This is a genomic window from Martelella radicis (genome assembly GCF_014196625.1).
GTDB lineage: Bacteria > Pseudomonadota > Alphaproteobacteria > Rhizobiales > Rhizobiaceae > Martelella > Martelella radicis.
This window is the reverse complement of record NZ_JACIDZ010000007.1, coordinates 113,058-134,400: the sequence shown is the minus strand read 5'-3', so window position 1 is coordinate 134,400 and position 21,343 is coordinate 113,058. Positions and strand designations below refer to the sequence as shown.

At 62.8% G+C, this 21,343-nt stretch carries 17 protein-coding genes; 9 read left to right on the top strand and 8 right to left on the bottom strand.

Features of this window, described 5'->3' with window-relative positions:
* The first annotated feature begins 8 nt into the window (after window positions 1-8).
* The 4 genes from GGR30_RS11905 (at window position 9) to GGR30_RS11890 (ending at window position 3,666) form a co-directional block, all read left to right on the top strand.
* On the top strand, window positions 9-968 hold the full coding sequence (locus GGR30_RS11905) for a PDR/VanB family oxidoreductase (RefSeq protein ID WP_183486524.1): 960 nt from the start codon (window positions 9-11) through the stop codon (window positions 966-968).
* 15 nt (window positions 969-983) lie between these two features.
* Window positions 984-1,484 (top strand): flavin reductase, encoded by a 501-nt coding sequence (locus GGR30_RS11900; RefSeq protein WP_183486522.1) that lies wholly within the window; start codon window positions 984-986, stop codon window positions 1,482-1,484.
* Window positions 1,485-1,570: 86 nt separating this feature from the next.
* Window positions 1,571-2,647: an NAD/NADP-dependent octopine/nopaline dehydrogenase family protein gene (locus GGR30_RS11895; protein ID WP_183486520.1), complete on the top strand. Its 1,077-nt coding sequence runs from the start codon at window positions 1,571-1,573 to the stop codon at window positions 2,645-2,647.
* On the top strand, window positions 2,647-3,666 hold the full coding sequence (locus GGR30_RS11890) for a 3-hydroxybutyryl-CoA dehydrogenase (protein WP_246413789.1): 1,020 nt from the start codon (window positions 2,647-2,649) through the stop codon (window positions 3,664-3,666). The genes GGR30_RS11895 and GGR30_RS11890 overlap by 1 nt, the downstream gene beginning before the upstream one ends.
* A 29-nt stretch (window positions 3,667-3,695) precedes the next feature.
* On the opposite strand, the gene GGR30_RS11885 is transcribed toward GGR30_RS11890, so the two are convergent.
* The 8 genes from GGR30_RS11885 to GGR30_RS11850 form a co-directional block, all read right to left on the bottom strand.
* The gene (locus tag GGR30_RS11885) at window positions 3,696-5,804 is read right to left on the bottom strand and encodes a beta-galactosidase (protein ID WP_183486696.1); all 2,109 of its coding nucleotides are present in this window, start codon (window positions 5,802-5,804) and stop codon (window positions 3,696-3,698) included.
* Window positions 5,805-5,993: 189 nt separating this feature from the next.
* Window positions 5,994-6,863, bottom strand: coding sequence for a 2-hydroxy-3-oxopropionate reductase (locus GGR30_RS11880; RefSeq protein ID WP_183486518.1), 870 nt, complete (start codon window positions 6,861-6,863; stop codon window positions 5,994-5,996).
* Window positions 6,860-7,651: a hydroxypyruvate isomerase gene (gene hyi / locus GGR30_RS11875; protein WP_183486516.1), complete on the bottom strand. Its 792-nt coding sequence runs from the start codon at window positions 7,649-7,651 to the stop codon at window positions 6,860-6,862. The genes GGR30_RS11880 and hyi overlap by 4 nt, the downstream gene beginning before the upstream one ends.
* 10 nt (window positions 7,652-7,661) lie before the next feature.
* The gene (locus GGR30_RS11870) at window positions 7,662-9,383 is read right to left on the bottom strand and encodes an ABC transporter ATP-binding protein (RefSeq protein WP_183486514.1); all 1,722 of its coding nucleotides are present in this window, start codon (window positions 9,381-9,383) and stop codon (window positions 7,662-7,664) included.
* Between the two features lie 12 nt (window positions 9,384-9,395).
* On the bottom strand, window positions 9,396-10,568 hold the full coding sequence (locus GGR30_RS11865; RefSeq protein WP_425488358.1) for an ABC transporter permease: 1,173 nt from the start codon (window positions 10,566-10,568) through the stop codon (window positions 9,396-9,398).
* A 23-nt stretch (window positions 10,569-10,591) separates the two neighbouring features.
* A complete protein-coding gene (locus GGR30_RS11860) occupies window positions 10,592-11,581 on the bottom strand; it encodes an ABC transporter permease (RefSeq protein ID WP_183486510.1) in 990 nt (329 codons plus the stop codon).
* A 16-nt stretch (window positions 11,582-11,597) separates the two neighbouring features.
* The gene (locus GGR30_RS11855; RefSeq protein WP_183486508.1) at window positions 11,598-13,736 is read right to left on the bottom strand and encodes an alpha-amylase family protein; all 2,139 of its coding nucleotides are present in this window, start codon (window positions 13,734-13,736) and stop codon (window positions 11,598-11,600) included.
* A gap of 99 nt (window positions 13,737-13,835) precedes the next feature.
* Window positions 13,836-15,761, bottom strand: coding sequence for an ABC transporter substrate-binding protein (locus GGR30_RS11850; RefSeq protein WP_183486506.1), 1,926 nt, complete (start codon window positions 15,759-15,761; stop codon window positions 13,836-13,838).
* A 179-nt stretch (window positions 15,762-15,940) separates the two neighbouring features.
* On the opposite strand from GGR30_RS11850, the gene GGR30_RS11845 reads away from it, so the two are divergent.
* The 5 genes from GGR30_RS11845 (at window position 15,941) to GGR30_RS11825 (ending at window position 21,129) form a co-directional block, all read left to right on the top strand.
* Window positions 15,941-16,915, top strand: coding sequence for a substrate-binding domain-containing protein (locus GGR30_RS11845; RefSeq protein WP_183486504.1), 975 nt, complete (start codon window positions 15,941-15,943; stop codon window positions 16,913-16,915).
* Window positions 16,916-17,052: 137 nt separating this feature from the next.
* Window positions 17,053-18,054, top strand: a complete 1,002-nt coding sequence (locus GGR30_RS11840) for an alpha/beta hydrolase (protein WP_183486502.1) — start codon at window positions 17,053-17,055, stop codon at window positions 18,052-18,054.
* Between the two features lie 134 nt (window positions 18,055-18,188).
* Complete coding sequence (locus GGR30_RS11835; RefSeq protein WP_183486500.1) at window positions 18,189-19,145, top strand: tripartite tricarboxylate transporter substrate binding protein; 957 nt, start codon at window positions 18,189-18,191, stop codon at window positions 19,143-19,145.
* 24 nt (window positions 19,146-19,169) lie between these two features.
* The gene (locus GGR30_RS11830) at window positions 19,170-19,598 is read left to right on the top strand and encodes a tripartite tricarboxylate transporter TctB family protein (RefSeq protein ID WP_183486498.1); all 429 of its coding nucleotides are present in this window, start codon (window positions 19,170-19,172) and stop codon (window positions 19,596-19,598) included.
* Between the two features lie 10 nt (window positions 19,599-19,608).
* The gene (locus tag GGR30_RS11825) at window positions 19,609-21,129 is read left to right on the top strand and encodes a tripartite tricarboxylate transporter permease (protein WP_183486496.1); all 1,521 of its coding nucleotides are present in this window, start codon (window positions 19,609-19,611) and stop codon (window positions 21,127-21,129) included.
* Window positions 21,130-21,343 lie beyond the last annotated feature (214 nt).

Here is a 21,343-nt window from a genome sequence, read left to right as displayed (position 1 = left end):
AACGGAACATGACCGACCAGAAGCTTTCCCTGAAGGTCGTCGAGCGGATCGATGACCGGGGCGATATCATCCGGCTCGTTCTGCAGGATGCCGAGGGCAAACCGCTTCCGTCCTTCGAGGCCGGAGCGCATCTTGCGATCGAGGTTCGCGATGGCGAGACGGTGTTTCATCGCCAGTATTCGCTCTGTGGTTCGCCATCGGAGACCGGTTGTTATCGGCTCGGCATTCTGAAGGATGCGGCAAGCCGGGGCGGGTCGGCTGCCATTCACAGGCAGGCAAGGCCCGGTGCGGTGTTTGTTGCGGATGCGCCGGCAAATCTCTTTCCGCTGGCAGAAGGCGCAAGGCGCTCGATCCTCTTCGGCGGCGGCATCGGCATCACGCCGATGATCGCCATGGCGCATGCCCTGGAGGCCAGGGGTGGCGAATATGAGATCCATTACTGCACCCGCTCGAAATCCGTAACCGCCTTTGCCGATGTGATCGAGACGGCAGCCTTTGCCGGCCGTGTTCACTTTCATCATGATGATGACGGCACGGCGCTGTCGCCTGAGGAATTTCCGGCCTATGAGGCGGGCACCCATCTTTATGTCTGCGGCCCGGAAGGCTTCATGGACTGGATCATCGGCCTTGCCGCAAAGGCCGGCTTTCCCGCCGACAGCATTCATCGCGAATATTTCACCGTCGATGTCGATGTTTCCGGCGAAAGCTTCGAGGTCGAGGCGCGCGCCTCCGGCGTCACCGTCACCGTCGGGCCGGACGACACCATCGCCAAGGCGCTGAAGAGCGCGGGCGTTGATGTCGAGGTCAAATGCGAAGAGGGCATTTGCGGCACCTGCATCACCGAAATTCTTGAGGGTGAAGCCGATCATCGCGACAAATTCCTTACGGACGAGGAAAAGGCGGAGAATTTCGAGATGGCGCTCTGCTGCTCGCGCGCCAAGGGCAAGAAGCTGGTCCTCGATATCTGAGTGAAGGAGACCACCATGAACGACACCGCGACGATTTTCCGCGAGGGCATGAGCCGGCTTGGGGCCGCGGTCAATCTGGTCACGACCGACGGGCCGGAAGGTCGCCACGGCATGACGGCGTCTGCCGTCTGCTCGATCACCGATCAGCCGCCGACGCTTCTGGTCTGCGTCAACCGGCAGAACCGTTCGCATGACCGGTTCAACGCCAATGGCAAGCTCTGCGTCAATGTGCTGGCCGGTCGCCACGAGGCGCTGGCCACCGCCTTTGCCAGTCGGGGCAGCGAGGACCGTTTTTCTGGCGACACCTGGATCCGGCTTGCGACCGGCGCGCCGGTGCTGGAAAGCGCCGTGGTCGCCTTTGACTGCAGGATCGTGGAGCGCAAGGTGATCGGCACCCATTCGGTGTTTTACGCCCAGGTCGAGGCAACCCGGCTGGGCGCAGAGCCGGCAGAGGCGCTTGTCTGGTTCGACCGGCGCTTCCATCCGCTGACGGCGCGCATGCCGGAGAAGGTTTAGCTCGCCTTTCGGCGGACACTGCGTTTCCGCCGGAGAGATCGGGTGTGCAGCGATTTTATTGAACAAAAACAAGGGAACAATGCGAAATGAAGATCACGGTTCTGGGCGGCGGCAATGGTTCATATGCCGCGGTGGCTGATTTTGTCGAGGCGGGGCATGATGTGCGCTGGTGGCGGCGCGACCGCGCGCGCTTTGCTGAAATCACCGAGGCCGGCGGCATTACCGTCACCGACTTCAACGGCACGCGCCCGGTTGCGATTGCGCCGACCGATGATCTGGAAGCCGCGCTCGACGGCGCCGAGCTGATCGTTTCGCCGACGCCCGCCAATGCCCAGGAGGATCTGGCGGCAAGGCTTGCCCCGCACATGCGCGACGGGCAGGTGATCTATCTGCCGCCGGGCACGTTCGGCTCCTATATCATGGCGAAGATCATGCGCGATGCGGGCTGCACCGCCGACTTCTCCATCGCCGAGACCGGAACGCTGCCCTGGCTGACGCGCAAGCAGAGCGAAACCGAGGTGCGCATCACCACCCGCGCCTCGCGCCTGCCGACCGGGGTTTTCCCGGCGCGCAACACCGAGAGTGCGCTCGCCGTCATCGGCGCGGCCTTTCCCGGGGCCATCGAGAAGTCCGAGGATGCGCTTTCCGGCGCGCTGATGAATGCCGGGCCGATCATCCATCCGCCGCTGATCCTGATGAATGCCGGGCCGATCGAGCATTTCGATCAGTGGGACATCCACAACGAGGGTACCCAGCCGTCGATCCGCCGCGTCCATACCGCGCTCGACAATGAGCGTATCGCGATCCGCGAGGCGCTCGGCTACGACGCGCCGCATTTTCCGCTTGCCGATCATTACGAGACCAGCGACTGGATGTATGGCAATCTCGCCCATGACAAGCTGGTGGGCTCAGGCGACTGGCATGAGCACCTCGATCTTCAGTCCCACCGCTATATGCGCGAGGATACCGGGCTCGGTCTAGCCTTTCTGGTTTCCGTCGGCGAATGGGCGGGCGTGCCGTGCCCGGTCGCGGCCGGGCTGCTGTCGGTTGCCGGCGCGGTTGCCGGCGACGATTTCCGCGCCGATGGCCGGACATTTGAACGGCTCGGCCTTGCGGGCATGACCGTGGGCGATGTGCAGACCATGCTGAAGGACGGGATCTGATGACGAAGCCCATGACCCAAGCCAAGACCCAAGCCATGACATTGGCCTCCATCGGGGCAGGGCGGATGGGCCGGGGCATTGCCCAGTGCGTGGCCTATCATGGCCACCGGGTGTGCCTCATCGATGCCAAGACGCGCTCCGGCGAGGCCTTCGCGGAACTCGAGGAAAGCGCCATTGCCGAGATCGAACGCGATCTGACGCTGATGGCCGAGCTTGGCGCCTTCGACAAGACCGCCGTGCCCGCCATCATGGCGCGCATCAGCGTGGTGGCGCTTGAGGATGCCGGCGCAGCCCTTTGCGAGGCTTCGATCGTGTTCGAGGCCGTGCCGGAAGTGCGCGCGGCCAAGGAACAGGCCTTCGCGCTGTTCGACCGCTTTGCCGGCAACGGAGCGATCCTCGCCTCGACCACGTCGACAATGCTCTCATCCGACCTCGTCGCACTGACCGAGAACAAGACCCGTTTCCTGAACGCGCACTGGCTGAACCCCGCCTTTCTCGTGCCCCTCATCGAGCTCTCGCCCGCCGATGAAACCGCGCCGGAAACGACGCAAACGCTGAAGCGCTTTCTCGAAGACATCGGCAAGGTGCCCGTCGTCTGCAGGGCCTCGCCCGGCTATATCGTGCCGCGCATTCAGGCGCTGGCGATGAACGAGGCGGCGCGGCTGGTGGAAGAGGGCGTCGCCAGCGCGGAGGATGTGGACAAGGCCGTGCTGTACGGTTTCGGCCTGCGCTTTGCCGTGCTCGGCCTCCTGGAATTCGTCGACTGGGGCGGCGGCGACATCCTCTATTACGCCAGCCGCTACCTGCAGGGCGCGCTTGAAACCGACCGTTTCGAAGCGCCGGAGATCGTTCAGCGCAACATGGAAGAAGGTCGGATTGGCATGAAAACCGGCCAGGGCTTCTACGACTATGGCGAGATGGATGTCGACGCCTACCGAAAGGATCGGCTGAAAGCCTTCATCCAGGCTGTCGATCGCGCGGGCCTGAAGCGGGATCCCGTTCTGCCCGAGAGGGGCTGAGGCGTAACCATGCGACCATCAGCCTCCGGTTAGGCAAGTCGAACGATCAGAGCATCGCGCGCCGGCACGGCAAGGCGGCCATCCTTCAACGATGCACCGTCGCCCGCCCAGAAGTGTTCGACGCCGTTCAATGCCTGGCCAGCGCCGTCCGTCAGTTCCGCCGTCTGGTGCTGACGCGTGGCATTGATGACCCAGAGATAGCGGTCGGCGCCACCCCCATGGACGCGCACCTGCAGCGCCGGATTCGAGCAGATCGTATGCCGAACCTTGCCGGTGAAGGCGAAGTAGTCGTTGAAATAGCGCCGGCCGGTCTCCGTCTGATCGCGGTAGTAGCCGATCGAAGGGTGCGTGCCGACAAGACGCGTTCGGCCCTTTCCGAAGTTGTTTTCGACGATTGCGAGCCTGCCGTCATCGAAATTCGCCAATGCCCGGCCCACCGTCGTCCGGTAGGACTGCAGGAAGCCGCCGCCTGCGGTCTCCACGCCGTCAAGCGCAAAGCGGATGCGATCGCCGATATCCGGCATGAATTCCACGTCTTCTTCGCGCGCGCCGAAGACGGCATCGAGCCCGTTGTTCGGCTGCACCGTGCCGACCTTGCCGCGATCGCCGAAATAGCCGGGGCAGGCCTCGGAGATCAGCGTGCCGCCCGCTGCGACCCAGTCGGCGAGCCTTCTGGCATTTTCACCGGTCAGCATGATCGGGTAGGGGAAGTAGAGCGCGTCATAGGCTTCGATATCGTCGATATGCACCCAGTCGGCCTGGATGCCATTGTCGAAGAAGCCGCGATAGGCGCCGAACATGGCTTCCCGGTAGGTATCGTAATTGCCCTCGCGGCTGAGAAGATAATCCCAGGCCTGCGCTTCCGGCGCGATGACAATACCGATCTCGCCCTTGACCGGCTTCGCCGCCATCAGCGCCTTCTGTTCCGGTGCATTCGCCCAGCGCGCAATCTTCGCCGCCATGTCCGAACGCGGGGTCCGCGCGCCGTCCATGCCGTAGGAGCCGAAGGCGCCGAACAGCGGCCCGTCCAGAAGCGGCCGGTAGCGCAGGTTCAGCATGCCGCGCGCGCCGCCGGCAAAGGAGGTCAGCGACCAGACGCGGATATCCTCCGGCTCGGCGACCCGGCCGTCCTCCTTGTCGCGACCGACGACCTGCGGCTGCATCCACAAAGGGCCGCCCTGCCGTTCGGCATGCCAGAAGGTCTTGCCGCGCGCCGCGGCGCGGTTGAGATCGGCGGCATGAAAGCTCCGCCAGGACTGGTTGCCCTTGCGCGCCTGGATCCAGGTATAGCCGTAGACCTCGACCTTGGAGGCGGCAAGCCAGTCATCCGAACCGCGCGCGGCCATGTCGGGTATGGCGCCGGCCACGCCGTGGGCTGCAATCAGGCAATCGCTGTCGATGGCGCGGACCGTGTCGATGCGGAACTGCATCTGGTCGTAGAAATTGTCCCGCTTGAAGGCGAGCCAGTCGAGGCATTCCGGATAAGGCGCGATCTGGTGCGGCGGCTCGATATCGTCCCATTCGGCATAGGAGTAGCGGTACCAGGCCTGCGCCAGCGTCTCGAGGTCACCGTATTTCTGTCGAAGCCAGTCGCGAAAGGCAGCCTTGGTGAAGGGGTTGTAGTCGACCGAGGGCGAGTAGTTGCATTCGTTCCAGACATCATAGCCAAGCAGGCCGGGGTGACCCTTGTAACGGTTCGCAAGGGCTGACAGGAACGCTCCCGCCGCTTCCTTCACCTCCGGGCAGTTCATCGTCAGCGAGCCCGCTCCGCCGCCATTCAGCGCAAACCCGCCGGTCGCCGCCGAAACGCCCATGATGGGGGCAAGCTCCGTGCCGTCGGCGCGCATCTGCCGGGCGTGGGCATATTTGCGCCAGGCCCAGTCCGGCACGGTATGGGTCAGCTCGGCGATGATCGTCTTGATCCCGTTTTTTGCGGCAAGCTCCATCTGCCGGTCATACTCTTCCCAGTCATAGAAGCCCGGCCGGCGTTCGATGGCGCTCCACATGAACCAGTGGCGGAAGACATTGAGGCCGTCTTCGGCGGCGACGGCGTAATCGCGCTCCCAGTCCTCGCGCGGCGGGTTCGACTTGCGGAAATAGACCGCCCCGAAGGGAACTTGCATCGGTATTTTCGTCATCATGTCCTCACACAAATTTTAGAAAGAGCCTGCGGTTTCGTTCCGGCTTCTGCCACCCCGACTTGCGTCATCCTCGGGTCAAGCCCGAGGATGACGCCGAGTGGGAGGAAAGGTCGGTTTCCGAGACCCAGAATTGGCGCGCGGTTCGTTGTTCAATGCGACTGTTCCGCCGATCAGTCGGAATAGCTTTCAAAGCCCCGCCAGCGCCGCGAGCGTCCTGATCAGCGCCGAATGATCCCTGTCGCCGTCGCCGCGAGCGATCGCCGCGTTCATCAACTGCTCGGTTGAGGCCGTGTTCGGCAGCGAAAGGCCGATCTCGCGCGCGGCATTGATCGCAAGCGCCAGATCCTTGCGGTGCAGGCGGATGCGGAAGCCGGGGTCGAATGTCTCCGCGATCATCCGCTCGCCGTGGATCTTCATGATGGTCGAACCGGCGAAGCCGCCCATCAGGGCCTCGCGCACCTTCGCCGGGTCCGCGCCCGCCTTTTTCGCAAACAGCAGTCCCTCGGCCACCGCCTCGATTGTCAATCCGACGATGATCTGGTTTGCGACCTTCGCCGTCTGGCCGTCGCCGACGGGTCCGACATGGGTGATGGTCTTGCCCATCGCCGCGAACAGCGGTTCTCCACGGGCGAAATCCTCGTCCGAACCGCCGACCATGATCGTCAGCGCCGCGTTCTTCGCGCCGACCTCGCCGCCGGAAACCGGCGCATCGAGATAACCGCAACCCTTTTCCGCGATCCTCTCGGCAAACGTCTTGGTTTCCACCGGCGAGATCGAGCTCATGTCGATCACCAGCTTGCCTTCGGCAAGTCCTTCCGCAACGCCATTGTCACCGAACAGCACGGTCTCCACGTCCGGCGTATCCGGCACGATGGTGATGATGATGTCCGCGGCCTCCGCGACCGCTTTCGCCGTGTCGCAGGCGGTCGCGCCCTTTTCGACGAGGAATTGCGAGACCGGCTTCACCCGGTTGATGAAGAGGTCGTGGCCGGCGTCGATCAGATGCGCCGCCATCGGACGTCCCATAAGGCCGAGGCCGATAAATCCGATTTTCATGTCGCTGCTCCTTCAAGCCAGGGCTTCATCCAGCCGAGGCCTTCGCTTGTGCCAGCGGCGGGCTTGTATTCGCAGCCGATGAAGCCGTCATAGCCTTCCGCGTCCAGCATGTTGAAAAGAAAGGGATAGTTGATCTCGCCCGTTCCCGGTTCATGGCGGCCGGGATTGTCGGCGAGCTGGATATGGGCGATCTTGCCCTTCAGCCGCCGGTAGGTCTCGGCCAGATCGCCCTGCATGATCTGGGTGTGATAGATGTCGTACTGGATGAAGAGATTGTCGGAGCCGACGGCATCCAGGATCCGTTCGGCATGGTCCGTGGTCGACACGAAGAAGCCCGGAATGTCGCGCAGGTTGATCGGCTCGAGCAATAATTTGACGCCGGCTTCCGCCAGGCGCGGCGCGGCGTATTTCAGGTTTTCGACAAGCGTCGCCTCGAGCCGTTCTGTGGGAATACCCTTCGGCGCGATGCCGGCAAGGCAGTTGATCTTTGGGCAGCCGAGCGCTCTGGCATAGGAGATTGCCACATCCACGCCGTCGCGGAATTCCGTCACCCGGTCCGGCAGGCAGCCGATGCCGCGTTCGCCGCCGGCCCAGTCTCCGGCGGGCAGGTTGAAGAGCGCCTGCTGCACCCCTGCGGCATCAAGCGCGGCCTTGACCTCCGCCTCTGGAAAATCATAGGGGCCGACATATTCGACCGCCGGGAAGCCATCCTTCGCTGCCGCCGCGATGCGTTCGAGAAACGGCAGATCGGCGTAGAGAAACGAGAGATTGGCGGCAAATTTCGGCATTGAAACCTCCTCAGGCAACAAATTTCGTTCGGTGAAGCATGCGCTTGTTGCGCGGGTCGGGGTTTGGCACGGCGGAGATCAGGCTCTTGGTGTAGTCCTCGCGCGGTGCGGTGCAGATCTGTTCGGCGCTGCCGAGCTCGACCAGCCGTCCCCTGTGCATCACCGCCACCCGGTCGCAGAAGTAGCGGACCACCGAAATATCGTGAGCGATGAAGATGTAGGAGAGATCGAGGCGCTTCTGCAGATCGAGAAGCAGGTCGAGGATCTGCGCCCGGATCGAGACATCAAGCGCCGACGTGGCCTCGTCGGCGATGATCACCTTCGGGTCGAGCGCAAGCGCGCGGGCGATGCCGATGCGCTGGCGCTGACCGCCGGAGAAGGCATGCGGATAACGCTCCATCGCCGAGCGCTCCAGGCCCACGAGCTCAAGCAGCGAGGCGACCTTCTCCTCGATCTCGCGGCCGGAAAGCCGCCCTTCGACCACCAGAGGGTCGCCGACCACCTGCTTGACGGTCATGCGCGGATTGAGCGAGGCGAACGGGTCCTGGAAGACGAGCCGCACCCGACGGTGAAAGGAACGTAGTGTGCGCTTGTCGAGCGTGGTCACCTCCGTCTGCGTGCCGTCTCCCGGCCGGTAGACGACCGAGCCGGAGGTCGGTTCCAGCACGCGCAGGATCAGCCTGCCCGCCGTCGTCTTGCCTGAGCCGCTCTCGCCGACGATGCCGAGGTTTTCCCCGCGTTTGAGGTCGAAGGAGACGTCATCCACGGCCTTCAGAATAAAGCCCTTCTTGCCGGCGCCCGCGCCGAAGACTTTCGAGAGATTGCGCACCGAAAGCACAATATCGTCTTCGCCTGCCTCCGCAGTCCTGTCCGTGGCGCGCGGCTTTTCCAGCCGGACGGTCGAGGACAGGAGCTGGCGCGTATAGGGATGGCGGGCATCGTAGAAGATCGCGTCCACCGGTCCGCGTTCGACAATCGCGCCGAAGCGCATCACCGCTACCTCGTCGGCCACTTCGGCAACGACGCCGAGGTCGTGGGTGATCAGCAGCATGGCCATGCCGCGCTCCACTTGCAGGCGCTTGATCAGATCGAGGATTTCGGCCTGGGTCGTGACGTCGAGGGCCGTGGTCGGCTCGTCGGCAATCAGGATGTCCGGGTCGCAGGCGAGCGACATGGCGATCATCGCCCTTTGCCGCATGCCGCCGGAAAACTCGAACGTGTAGCGGTCGATCATCGCCTCCGGGTTCGGGATTTCCACCTGCGAGAGGAGGCTGATCGTTTCCGCCCGCGCTTCCGTCTTGCTCATGTTGCGATGAAGCCTGAGCGCCTCGATGATCTGGTCGCCGATCGTGTGGACGGGCGAGAGCGAACTCATCGGCTCCTGAAAGATCAGCGATATCCGGCCGCCACGGATGGCGCGGATTTCCTTGCCCTCGTCGGGCAAGTCGTGGATGTCTACCGGCTTTCCGTCTGTGTCGAGCACGATCGTGCCGCCGGTGACGCGTGCGGCGCGATCGACGATCTTCAAGAGCGCGCGTGCGGTCACCGATTTGCCCGAGCCGCTTTCGCCGACCAGCGCCAGCGTCTTGCCGCGATGCAGGTCGAAGGTGACGTCGCGCACGGCATGGAGAATGTGCTGGCGCAGGTGAAAGTCGATGGAAAGGTTCTTCACGGCCAGCACCGCGTCGCCGAAGCCCGCATGATCGTGAACGATGGTCTGTGGTATTGTCATCTGGCTCCCTCCTCAGCCGTCATAGGGGTCGGCGGCATCGCGCAGGCCGTCGCCGAGGAAATTGAAGGACAGCACCGCGATGACCACGGCGAGCGCCGGCCAGACCAGCAGCCAGGGCGCTGTCGAGATGGTGCGGATATTCTGCGCGTCCTGCAGCAGTACGCCCCAGGAGACGACCGGCGGCTTCAACCCGACGCCGAGGAAGGAAAGCGCGGTCTCCGCGACGATCATGGTCGGCAGCGCCAGGGTCACGACGGCAAGGATATGGCTTGTAAGCGACGGCAGGATGTGGCGGAAGATGATCCGCCGCTCGCCCGAACCGTCGAGCCGTGCCGCCGTGACGAAATCCTCGCCGCGCAGCGCGAAGAAGCGTCCGCGCACTTCGCGGGCAAGCGAGGTCCAGCCGAGCAGCGAGACGATCAGCGTGATCAGGAAATAGACCTTCAGCGGTGCCAGCGAGACGGGAATGGCGGCGGCAAGCCCGAGCCAGAGCGGAATGGTCGGCATGGCCGAAATGATCTCGATGATGCGCTGGATGAGAAGGTCGACCCAGCCGCCGTAATAGCCGGAAAGCGCGCCCATCACCACGCCGAGGACAAGGCTGATGCAGACGCCGATCAGGCCGATCGACATGGAAACGCGCGTGCCGTAGATCACCCGGCTGAACAGGTCGCGGCCGAGCTTGTCAGCGCCGAGAATATAGAAGGGGTCGTTCGCCTTCTTCGGGCCGACGAGATGCAGGTTCGACGGGAACAGACCCCACATCCTGTATTCCGGGCCATGCACGAAGAAGCCGATCGGCACCACCTTGCTGTCATCGACGACGAAGAACCGGCGGAGCGACGCCTGGTCGATGGTGACGCTGTAGCCCTTCACATGCGGCAGGAATGTCCGGTCGCCGTTCTCATCCCGGACAAAAAACGAGATCGTCTGCGGCGGCGCATAGGAATATTGCGGGCGCGCCGACTGGGCGAGATTGGGCGCCAGGAACTCCGCGAAGATGCCGATCAGGTAAAGGCAGAGGATGACGATACCGGCGAAGATCGCGAGCTTGTCCTTGGCGAATTTGTGCCAGATCAGCGTCCACTGGCCGGCCGCCGCATCGGCTTCGCTGGTCACGCCCTTTTTCAGCGGCGTGATCGCGGGACGGTCGAGCCCGTCGCCTTCCGGCGGCTCGTGGAGCATGGTTTCCTGATAGATGTTGTCGCTCATCGGTCAAACCTTATCCTTGGGTCGAGCATGGCGAGCAGCAGGTCCGAGATCAGCATGCCGATCAGGGTGAGAACGCCCATGAGGAGGATGAAGGAGCCCGCGAGATACATGTCCTGCGAGATCAGCGCGCGCAGAAGCAGCGGGCCGGCGGTCGGCAGGTTGAGCACGATGGCGGTGATGGTGACGCCCGAGATCAGGTTCGGCAGGACCCAGCCGATCGCCGAGACGAACGGGTTGAGGGCGATGCGCACCGGATATTTGATGAGCGCCTTGGTCGGATGCAGGCCCTTGGCGCGGGCCGTGATGTAATAGGGCTTGTTGAGTTCGTCGGTCAGATTGGCGCGCAGGATGCGGATCAGCGAGGCGGTGCCGGCGGTGCCGATGACGATCACGGGGATCCACAGATGCGCCAGAAGGTCGGTGAACTTGGCGAAGGACCACGGCGCATGGGCATATTCGGGCGAAAACAGGCCGCCGACGCTCTGTCCGAGCACCTTGTAGGAAAAATACATCAGCGTCAGCGCCAGGATGAAGTTCGGGATGGCGAGGCCGAGAAAACCGAAAAAGGTGAAGACATGGTCGCCCAGCGAATGGCGCTTGACCGCCGAATAGATGCCGATCGGCAGGGATACGGCCCAGACGAACAGCAGCGAGGCGACGGAGACGGAGAGCGTCGCGCCCATCCGCTCCCAGATCAGTTCGCTGACCGGGCGTTTCCACTCGAAGGACTGGCCGAAATCGCCGTGCAGCAGGATGCCCGAGATCCATTTGTAATACTGGACATAGATCGGGTCGTCGAAACCGTAGATCTCCCTCAATCTTGCAATTTCGGCGGGATCAAAGGCCTGTCCGCTGTCGCTCATCGAGGCGATCAGCGAGGTCACATAGTCGCCTGGCGGCAACTGGATGATGATGAAGGCAATGATCGAAATGCCGAAAAGCGTGGGGATCATGTAGATGATCCGCATGATGACATAGCGCAGCATCAGCGTTCCTCCCTTCTCATCGCCCGAAGTGGCGTTTTCGAGATGCCCATGACCAGTGCACCTCGACGGCTTCCATCAGCGCGATTGCGGGAACATCCACTTCGACCTTGCCGTCCGCGATCCGGTAGTTGGCGGTTTGGCCGGAAATCAGCAGCCGGACGTCTGCGACGGAGCGGCCCTCGGGCATGACGATCGACACGCTGTGCGCGCCGACCGGAAAGAATTCGCGCGTCGGTCCCTTCAGCATCATCGGATTGGTGAGGTTGAAGAGCAACACGGCAAATGTGTCGGCGCTTTGCCGCGCGGCGATATCGAGTACGGAGTGACCGGAGACGCTGACGCGCGGGCGAGCGCCGAGTGCCCAGCGCACTGCGTTCTCGATCAGGCGCTGGTGGTCGGCAGCCAGAACCTCCCAGAAGATGCCGCCGATATTCCAGGGGATATAGACGGTGCGTCCGCCCGCTTCGGTCTCGCGCGTGATTACGGCGGCGCCTCTCGGCTCCTCGCGCGGATAGACCTCTTCCATCGGCAGGTCGGGGAAATCGGGAATGGAGATGAACGGCGTTTCTGTTCCGGCAAGGGTCTCGACCTCGGCAAGCTTCGTGCCGCCGATAATGCGCGCCGCGCCCTCATAGCCGGCACTGACCGGATGCTCTCCGGAAAGGGCGATATAGGTGTTCTTCACCGGCCCGCGGGAAAGGGCTGTGCGCCTGACGCCAAACAGGCTGCCAAGCGCGAAGGCCTCGCGCGCATTGCCGCCTTCGTCGCGCATCGCCGTCTCATGGGCGGCGATCAGGCTGCCGCCGCGTGCGGCATACCCCTGCAGAAGCGCGCATTGGGCGTCGGAGAGGTTGGTGGCGTTGGCAAGGATCACCAGCCTGTAGCGGGCGAGGCTTTCCGCCGTCATCGCCTCGTCGGAGAGGAACTCGAAGGGCAGTTTCGCCTCGATCAGCGCGTGATAGAAGCCGAGATCGTCGCCTTCGGCTTGACGGCGGGTATCGCGCGACCAGTTCTTCAGCGTCGTGGTCGGATCGATAATGGCGATTTCGGCGGTCGGCGAGGTTTCCGCGAGCATCGCCTGTAGCTTCACGTGATGTTCGAAACCGACGGCCACCGGCTCGACCCATCGTTCATCCGGCACCACGCCGTTGAACTTGGTGACCCAGGGCAGCATGCCGTGGGTCACGCCGTTTGCGATCCAGCTCTCGATTTCCGCGCCGGTTGTGACGGAATCCTTCCAGCGGTGTTCTTCCTCCGGGCCGATCGAGGTGATCAGCACCACGGGCCGCTCGTGAAAGGTGGCGCGCATGCGCTTGGCATTGCGGCCGGCAAACCAGACGGGCTCCAGCCCGCGTCGCCCCTGGTGATCGACAACGAGGAAGGGGCAGTGTTTCTCGATCAGGCCGATGTCGAATTCCATCAGGGATTCACCGCCCATATTGGGGATGAAGCTTGCATGCGGGCGGATCGCTTTCACGTCCTTGTCCCAGGCAATGACCATCCGGGTCAGCACATCGCGCCGCCAGCCCGACCATGCCCGCCATGCTGGGTCATCGACATCGTTCGTCATCGGCAGGTCAAAACCGGTGGCGTCCCTGAAACGGGTCTTGCAGCTTTCGCAATAGCAGACCCCGTGGCCTTGCCAGCGATTGGCGAAGATCGCGTCGATATCGTAGTCGCGGGTGATCTCCCGCACGATTTCGGGCATGAAGACATTGTTGTAATCGCCATAGGCGCAGGTGACCCAGACGTCGGGAAAGGCCCAGTGGCGGCGCGGCTTGCCATTTTTGTCCACCGCGATCCATTCGGGATGGGCATCGGCGGCGTTCTGATGGATGGCGTGCGGGTCGACGCGGGCCATGACATGCATGCCGAGACTGCGCGCCCCGTCCACAAGGCGGCCGAAGGGATCGGTGTCGCCCAGATATTTACTCACATAGTGAAGCGGAACCTTTGAGGGATAAAACCCGATATAGCCGCCGGCCGACAGGCAGGCCGCGTTGGAGCGGGTACGCTTGAACACGTCGATCCAGAAATCCGGATCGAATTTCACCGGGTCATTCTCGACAAGCGTGAGCTGGGTCCAGCGCGTCGCGGACTTGTACCATTCCGGCGTTCTGAGATTGGCGGCGGCAGTCGGGTCGATATGGGTCATGGGTCGGATTCCGTCAGGTAAGGCAGGGCCATGACCGGCCCGTTTCCTGAAAAAAACGGGCCGGTTTGGATCGCGCGCAAAGACAGGCTTTGCGGCCGGTCAGTTCTTGAAGAACTGCTCGGGAGCGGAGGGGCCGGGGGTCGGCCAGCCAAACGAGTTCGGCATGACCGGCATGGTGTTGACCATGTCGTTTTTGACGACCCCGTAGCCATCCGGCGGCAGGCTGACGCCGAAGACCAGGAACTGGTCGGCGGCGTTGTTCAGGATTTCGAGCATGATCTCATGCTGTTTCTCCTGGTCGCCGGTTGCCAGCAGCTTCTTGTAGAGGTCCTGCTGCGCCTTGACGTCGGCCGGCGGCTCGATCGCCGCGTCATTGTCCGGTCGCGCGAAGTGCAGCGCCCAACCCTGCGCGTAGAGCGCGTTGGTGTTGAACGGCACGAAGTAGCGCGGATCGAGCATGGCCGCGACGCCGCTGTTTGCGCCGAACTGGTGGGCCGTTGCATCAAATTCCCGGCCGTGACGCACGCGGGTCTCCCACAGCGAGCGGTCCATGGTGCGGATCTGCGCGTCGATGCCGACGTCCTTGAAATTCGGGATGGCTAGCTGGAACATGTCGAGGAAGGTGGTGCGCACCTGGTCGATCTCGAAAATGATCGTCACGCGACGGCCTTCCGAATCCAGCCTGTATCCCTCGCTGTCCTTCTCCGGAATGATCGTGTCGAGGATGGCGTTGGCCTTCTCCGGATCATATTCGGTGTACTGCTTGGCGAGTCGCTCGACATAGAGGGGATCGCCCTCGACGATTGACGGTTGCGCCGGCGAGCCCTGGCCGACAAAGACCGCGTCGATCATCGACTGGCGGTCGATGGCATGGGACAGCGCCACGCGGAAATCGCGATTGTTGTAGAGCGCGTTCTTGACCGGATCCGTGTGGTTCAGGTTGAGCTGGAAGACCATCACATTGGCCGCGGTTTCCTTCAGCGTATAGAAGTGGAAATCACCGCTTTCCTGCGCGTCGAACAGCACCGGCTTGTTGGCGGGTGTCGCGATATACTGGTCCATCATGTCGATCTCGCCCTGAAGCGTCTTCAAAAGAAGCACTTCCGGATCGCCGACCATCTGGTAGTAGATCTCGTCGAAATAGGGCAGTTGCGTGCCTTCGGTATCCACCTTCCAGTAATAGGGATTGCGCACGGCAACGGCGCGTTCGGTATCCTCACCCGGGGCGATGGTGAACATCCAGGCGTTCAGCGTCGGACGCTTGGAATTCTGGAAGAAGTCATTGTCCTGATGCACGCCGCATTCGCGCTGGAACAGGGCGACCCAGCTTTCAAAACCGCGTTCCTTGGCAAGCTCGTTGGCATTCGGGTTGTACTTGATGTGGAACTGTTTGAGGTAATGTTTCGGCGTGCGGGTGATCTGGTCCTGCTGCGCCCAGGCAAGCTGCTGGGCAAAGAAGCCGTTCGGCTGGGCGAACTTGACCTTGAACACCTGGTCATCGACCACTTCGAGTTCGGCCGGCGTGCCGTCGGTCGAATACCAGAAGGTCTGGTCGCCGATGGTGAGTTCCGGGTTCTGGAAGACGTCCTCATACCAGAACTTGACGTCATCCGTGGTGTAGGGTTCGCCGTCCGACCATTTCATCCCCTTGCGCAGGGTGAAGGTATATTCGGTGGAATCCTCGCTGACCGTGAAGGATTCGGCGACGTTCGGGGTCACGCCCGACCAGTCCGGCGTAAAGCGCACCGTCGGCTCGTAGCCCTGATAGCGCACCACCATGGAAAGCGATCCGCCGCCCACAAGAGCATGGTTCCAAGTGCCGCCCTGCTTGCCCGGTTCGTCACGCGGCGTCAGCACCAGCGGATTTTCCGGCAGGCGCTCGGCAACGGGCGGCAGGTCGCCTGCCTGAACGGCGGCTTCGAGATTGGGTGAGTGGTATGTCATGTCAGCCCAGGCGGGCAGCGCCAGGAGACCGGCAAACGCCGTCCCTGCCGCGAGAAAGGCTCTGCGGCTCAAATTCCTCATGAATGTTCTCCTCCTCATGTCGGCGCTTCGTTATCCTTCACCGACTAACAATTAGCTTGAAATAGAAGTTTTGTTATGTAAAGCGTTAGGTGAATATTTTTGCGAAAGAGCAATTCTCGACTGCAATCACGGTATCCGGACCGGGACCGAAGCAACGAGGACTGTCAGAAAGGTGCGATGTGGCGCGGGTAACCATCCAGACGATTGCAGAGGAGACGGGCCTCTCGAAATTCGCCGTTTCGCGCGCGCTCTCGGGCAAGAGCGGGGTCAGCGAGGCGACCCGGCTGAAGGTGGCGGAGACCGCCGACCGGCTCGGATACCGCAAGGCTGCCGCTTCATCCAAGCTTCTGGGTGTCGTTTTCGACGATAATGACGTGGCCAATACCGAATTGCATATGCAGATCCAGAACGGCGTGCAGCGCGAGGCCCAGATCCTGGGTTATGCCTTACGGATTCGCAGCACACGCAACGGAGTCGAGCTTGAAGCGCTGGCAGAGGAATGCAGCGGTATCCTGATCGTCGGGCTGCACAGCCAGGAGAACCTCAAGCGTCTGCACCATGCCGACATTCCAATCGTGCGCAACAGCTGGCTGGAGCCGCTGGAACCTGTCGATCAGGTTGGCGCGACCGACCACGAGGCCGGTTCCGCCGTCGGACGTTTCCTTCTGAAACTCGGTCATCGCCGGATCGTCTACGTCCATGGCGATCCGCGCTATCGCGGACGCATGGAGCGGCTCTACGGATTGCGCGAGGTCTGCGAGCGCGAGCCGGGCGTCGTTCTGCATGACCTCATTCCGGAAGAGGGGCGTGATTTCGGCGAAGCCTTCGACCGGCTGGCGGCGACGGTCGAAAAGCCCAGCGCCTTCTTCTGCGCCCATGACGGTCTGGCGCTGACGGTGATTTCCGAACTTCTGGCGCGCGGCTATCGCATCCCGCGCGATGCGTCGGTGGTCGGGTTCGGCGACTATTCCGCCGCCCAGCAGATCCTGCCGCAACTGACGACTGTGAAGGTGCCCGGCGTCGATATCGGCAGGATGGCGACGCGGGTCCTGCACCAGCGCATCACCAATCAGGATTTTCCGGATTGTCCGCTGCGCCTGCACGTTCCCTGCCGTATCATCGAGCGCCAGTCGACCGGTCCGGCCCCTGCCTGACGGTCCGGGCAACAATCGGCTTGTAATTTTGAACAACCGGCTGTTTCCGGCTGGCGAAACGGTGTGTCATGAAAGATGCGGAGCGGGCCCCGGCGCACCTAGATAGGCCGGCACCCAGTTTTTGCGGAGGAGAAGGCATGTCGGGGACAATCAGGCGCAGGGATTTTTTCGTGGAGACGCGCGACGGCGTGCGGATAGCGATCCGCGAGGTTTTCGACGAAGCGGCGGACCACGAGGCGCGGCCGATGATCTTGATGCACGGGACGCGGATCCCCGGGCTTTCGGAATATGATCTCGATGTCCCCCACGGTTCGCTCGCCGCCGATCTCGCCGCGCGCGGCCATCGCTGCTACATCGTCGATGCGCGCGGCTTTGGCCGCTCCGAGCGCCCGGCGGAGATGGACCTGCCGCCGGCGCCGACGAGGCCGCTTGTGCGCACGCTCGAGATCGTTCGCGATCTGGAGGCGGCGGTTGACCACCTCTGCGAGGCCTCCGGCTATTCCTCGGTCGGCCTGTTCGGCTGGGGCGTCGGCGGCACTTGCGTCATGGCCTTTGCGGCTCTGTGGCCGGAAAAGGCAAGCCACCTTGTTCTCTACAACATGATCTACGGCGCGGCCGGCGGGCATCCGAAGTTCTGCCATGGCTCGCAGTGGGAGGACCCGGCGCAGCCGGGCCGTTTCAACCGGCCGCATTTCGGCAATTACACATTCAACGCGGTCGACATGCTGACCCGAGACTGGGACCGGCAGATCCCGATCGAGGACAAGACCGCCTGGCGGGATCCGGCGATCGTCAAGGCCTTCGAACAGGCCCTGATCGACGGCGACCCGACGGCGAAAGATCGCGACCCGCCAACCTATCGCAGCCCCAACGGCATGCTGGAGGACCTTTTCCTGATGGGCATCGGCCATAAGCTCGTCAACGCCAACCAGGTCTATGCGCGGGTCATGATCGTCCGGCCGGAATTCGATACGCTCAGCCAGAAAGACGATATGGATGCTCTCGTCGGCGACCTGATCAATGCCGAGGAGGTTTTCTACTGGGAACCCGGCGACACCACGCATTATATTCTGTTCGACCGGCCCGAGCACGGGCGTGATGCCATGCTTGCGGAAATGGAGGCGTTTCTGGCGCGGTGAGGTTGATATTTCGTCAGGCGGAACGGAGGTCGCCTGACATTTCCATTGCATGTTGTGGTTGCTAGGCAAGGCTATCGGGAGAAGGCGGACCGGCGCGAGGGAGACAGGCCGGTTCGCGTAATTTGGAGGAAGACATGAAAACAACGGATCTTATTCTCGCAACGACCGTCATCGGGCTTTCGGCAGCGGTATCACCGCTTGCCGCGGCCGCCGCGACCTGCCCTGAAGGCTTTCCGGCCAAGCCGGTCCAGATGCTCGTCGGCTATGGCGCGGGCGGCGGCACGGACGCCATCGCGCGGGCGATCGCCGCCGAACTGGAGACGCAGCAGGGCTGGACCGTTGTCGTCGACAACAAGCCGGGCGCCGGCGGCGGCGTGATGTCGGCGACGCTCATGAACATGAAGCCCGACGGCTATTCCGTCGGCGTGGCGGCCACGGGCACGGTTGCCCTTAACCCCTACGAGAATTCGGACACGCCCTATACCTATGAAAGCTTCGACTATCTGGGGACGGCGATGCAGATCAATTACGGCCTGGTTTCGCTCGTCGACCGCCCCTACCAGACGCTGGACGAATTCATTGCCTATGCAAAAGACAATAACGGCGCGACGATTGCGGTCGGCGGCAAGAGCCAGGAGATCCTGGTCGACCAGCTGGCCAAGCATTACGACGTCGACCTGATTGCGGTACCGAGCAAGGGGGCGGCGGATGCGCTGCAGTCCGCGCTTGGCGGCCATGTGGATGCGACGACCCAGGGCACCCAGCATGTCCAGCAGATCAAGGCCGGGGCGATGAACCAACTCGCGTCGCTGACCGATGCCCGCACGCCCTATGCACCGGACTCCCCGACCCTGATCGAGGGTGGGCTCGACGCGACGATCGAGGGACAGACGATCTTCATGGTGCCCAAGGGTGTTGATCCGGCGATCAAGACCTGCCTGGAAGAAGCGCTGGACGAGGCCGTCAATTCCGATGGCTACAATGAACTGATGACGCGTCTCGAGAACGAGCCGCTGAACCTGGGTCCCAAGGGAACCACTGACAAGATCGCGAAAAGCGCCCAGTTCTACAAGGCGTATCTCGGCAAGTAACCAAGTGAAGAGGGGCGCTGTTCAATGTATTTTGAACGCCTGATCGGGGGAGCCAGCATATTGTTTGGTGGCTTCCTTCTTTTTTTCCTGATCCCGTATCAGGTCACAAGCCAGCCGGGGCCGATAGATCCCTCGCTGTTTCCGAAGATCGCCGCCTCGCTGTTCATTCTTCTCGGCCTCTTCCAGCTTCTCGCCAAGGCACAGCCCGCGAACTTCAGCTGGTATGAATTTGCGCGTCTCGCGGGGCTTGCCGTTGTGGTTCTCGTCGCAGCGCTTGCCATGCCGCTCGTGGGCTTCCTGCCGTCGGCCGTCCTGCTGATGGCAGCCGTCTGCGCCTTCATGTTCGAGCGCCGGTATATGTGGCTAGCCACGACGATTGTGCTGGTTCCGCTGGGAACATGGTTCGTTTTCGTGATCGTGATGGGTCGTCCATTGCCATCGCTTCCCTTCTGAAAGCAATGCTATGCCTGACTTTGCCACAATCATCGGTGGGCTGACGGACGCCATCACCCTCACCAACCTTCTCTACATCATTCTCGGCGTGGCCGTCGGCCAGATCGTCGGAGCGATCCCCGGCATGACGCTGCTGATGGCGCTGGCGATCGCCATTCCGCTCACCTACACGCTCGACACGCTGACGGCGCTTGCCTTTCTCATCAGCGTCAACAAGGGCGGAACGGTGGGCGGCGCCATCCCGGCGATCCTGATCAACACGCCCGGCACGCCGGAATCGGCAGCCACCGCGCTCGACGGCCACCCCATGGCCAAGAACGGCAAGCCGATGAAGGCGATGAAATACGCGCTTTACTACTCCGTCTTCGGCGATCTTTCGAGCGACATCGTGCTGATCACGATCTCGGCGCCGCTCGCGCTCGTGGCGCTGCGCATGGGGCCGATCGAGATCACCGCCTTGATGATCCTCGCCTTCACGGTCATTACCGGCCTCGTCGGTTCCTCGATGATCAAGGGGTTGATGGCAGCCGCGCTCGGTTTTCTGTTCGCCTCGGTGGGCATCGATCCGGCCATGGGCACGCCGCGCTTCACCTTCGGCATGCTCGATCTCTATGACGGCCTGCCGCTGACGGCGATGTCGATCGGGCTTCTCGCCGTATCGGAGATCTTCCGCCAGATAGCCGCCACCACGCGGGCTACGAGCACGGCGACGCCGATCCGCGTGCGTTCCGACGACCCCGAGGACAAGGGCGTGACGCTGAGCGAACTCATGGCCAACAAATATGTGGCAATCCGCGCCTGGGCGATCGGTACGGTCATTGGCGCCATACCGGGGCTTGGCTCGGCGACGGCCGGGTTCCTGTCCTATTCGGTCACCAAGCAGCAGGCCAAGGATCCGGAAAGCTTCGGCAAGGGCGATCCGCGCGGCATAGCGGCTTCGGAGGCGGCAAATTCGGCCGTCGTCGGCGCCAATCTCATTCCGCTTTTGACGCTCGGCATTCCGGGCAATATCGCCGCCGCCCTTCTGGTCAGCGCCTTCATCATCCATGGCGTGCAGCCCGGTCCGCTTCTGTTCGAGGAGCAGGGGCGACTGATTTACGGCCTGTTCGGCGCGATGCTGATCGCCAACTTCTGCAATCTCGGCGTCGGCCAGATCGGCATGCGCATCTGGTCGCTGGCAATCGCCGCGCCCAATTCCGTGGTCTACCCGACGGCACTGCTTCTGTGCACCACGGGCGCCTATGTCACCACGGGCGGCATGTTCGGCATCTATATCATGCTGGTCTTCGGCGTGATGGGCTATTTCATGCAGCAGTTCGGCTTCTCCGTCGTCGCCTTCATCATCGGCTATGTGCTGACGCCGGAATTGGAATCCAAACTGGTCCAGTCGATCCTGATCAGCCGGGGCGACCCCTGGGTTGTGCTGCAGCATCCGATCGCGCTCGTTCTTCTCGCGCTCTCCGTCGTGTCGATCATCTATCTCGGCCCGAGGAAGCGGAAGAACAAGGATCCGGAGCCGGTGGAGGACTGAGCGTCCCGATCCTCGTTAGACAACGTTTCGATGCGCCCGGCGGAGTTTTCCCCGGGCGCATTCGCGTTTCAGGGGGGCGGATGTGTCACCTTGGCCGGGCATGCGGCAAGGCGACAAACGCCGCGGGCGGACAGGAAGTCTAGGTACGATATCTTGCGAAACGCAGGCGCCGCTGGTGCGGATCGGTGGCCAGATCCTCGGGTCGAGCCCGAGG

What these genes read in the sequence shown, in the direction of transcription:
- GGR30_RS11905 (WP_183486524.1), top strand. Translation starts at nt 9, where the DNA reads ATGACCGACCAGAAGCTTTCCCTGAAGGTCGTCGAGCGGATCGATGAC.
- GGR30_RS11900 (WP_183486522.1), top strand. Translation starts at nt 984, where the DNA reads ATGAACGACACCGCGACGATTTTCCGCGAGGGCATGAGCCGGCTTGGG.
- GGR30_RS11895 (WP_183486520.1), top strand. Translation starts at nt 1,571, where the DNA reads ATGAAGATCACGGTTCTGGGCGGCGGCAATGGTTCATATGCCGCGGTG.
- GGR30_RS11890 (WP_246413789.1), top strand. Translation starts at nt 2,647, where the DNA reads ATGACGAAGCCCATGACCCAAGCCAAGACCCAAGCCATGACATTGGCC.
- GGR30_RS11885 (WP_183486696.1), bottom strand. Translation starts at nt 5,804, where the DNA reads ATGACGAAAATACCGATGCAAGTTCCCTTCGGGGCGGTCTATTTCCGC.
- GGR30_RS11880 (WP_183486518.1), bottom strand. Translation starts at nt 6,863, where the DNA reads ATGAAAATCGGATTTATCGGCCTCGGCCTTATGGGACGTCCGATGGCG.
- hyi (WP_183486516.1), bottom strand. Translation starts at nt 7,651, where the DNA reads ATGCCGAAATTTGCCGCCAATCTCTCGTTTCTCTACGCCGATCTGCCG.
- GGR30_RS11870 (WP_183486514.1), bottom strand. Translation starts at nt 9,383, where the DNA reads ATGACAATACCACAGACCATCGTTCACGATCATGCGGGCTTCGGCGAC.
- GGR30_RS11865 (WP_425488358.1), bottom strand. Translation starts at nt 10,568, where the DNA reads ATGCTCCACGAGCCGCCGGAAGGCGACGGGCTCGACCGTCCCGCGATC.
- GGR30_RS11860 (WP_183486510.1), bottom strand. Translation starts at nt 11,581, where the DNA reads ATGCTGCGCTATGTCATCATGCGGATCATCTACATGATCCCCACGCTT.
- GGR30_RS11855 (WP_183486508.1), bottom strand. Translation starts at nt 13,736, where the DNA reads ATGACCCATATCGACCCGACTGCCGCCGCCAATCTCAGAACGCCGGAA.
- GGR30_RS11850 (WP_183486506.1), bottom strand. Translation starts at nt 15,761, where the DNA reads ATGAGGAATTTGAGCCGCAGAGCCTTTCTCGCGGCAGGGACGGCGTTT.
- GGR30_RS11840 (WP_183486502.1), top strand. Translation starts at nt 17,053, where the DNA reads ATGTCGGGGACAATCAGGCGCAGGGATTTTTTCGTGGAGACGCGCGAC.
- GGR30_RS11835 (WP_183486500.1), top strand. Translation starts at nt 18,189, where the DNA reads ATGAAAACAACGGATCTTATTCTCGCAACGACCGTCATCGGGCTTTCG.
- GGR30_RS11830 (WP_183486498.1), top strand. Translation starts at nt 19,170, where the DNA reads ATGTATTTTGAACGCCTGATCGGGGGAGCCAGCATATTGTTTGGTGGC.
- GGR30_RS11825 (WP_183486496.1), top strand. Translation starts at nt 19,609, where the DNA reads ATGCCTGACTTTGCCACAATCATCGGTGGGCTGACGGACGCCATCACC.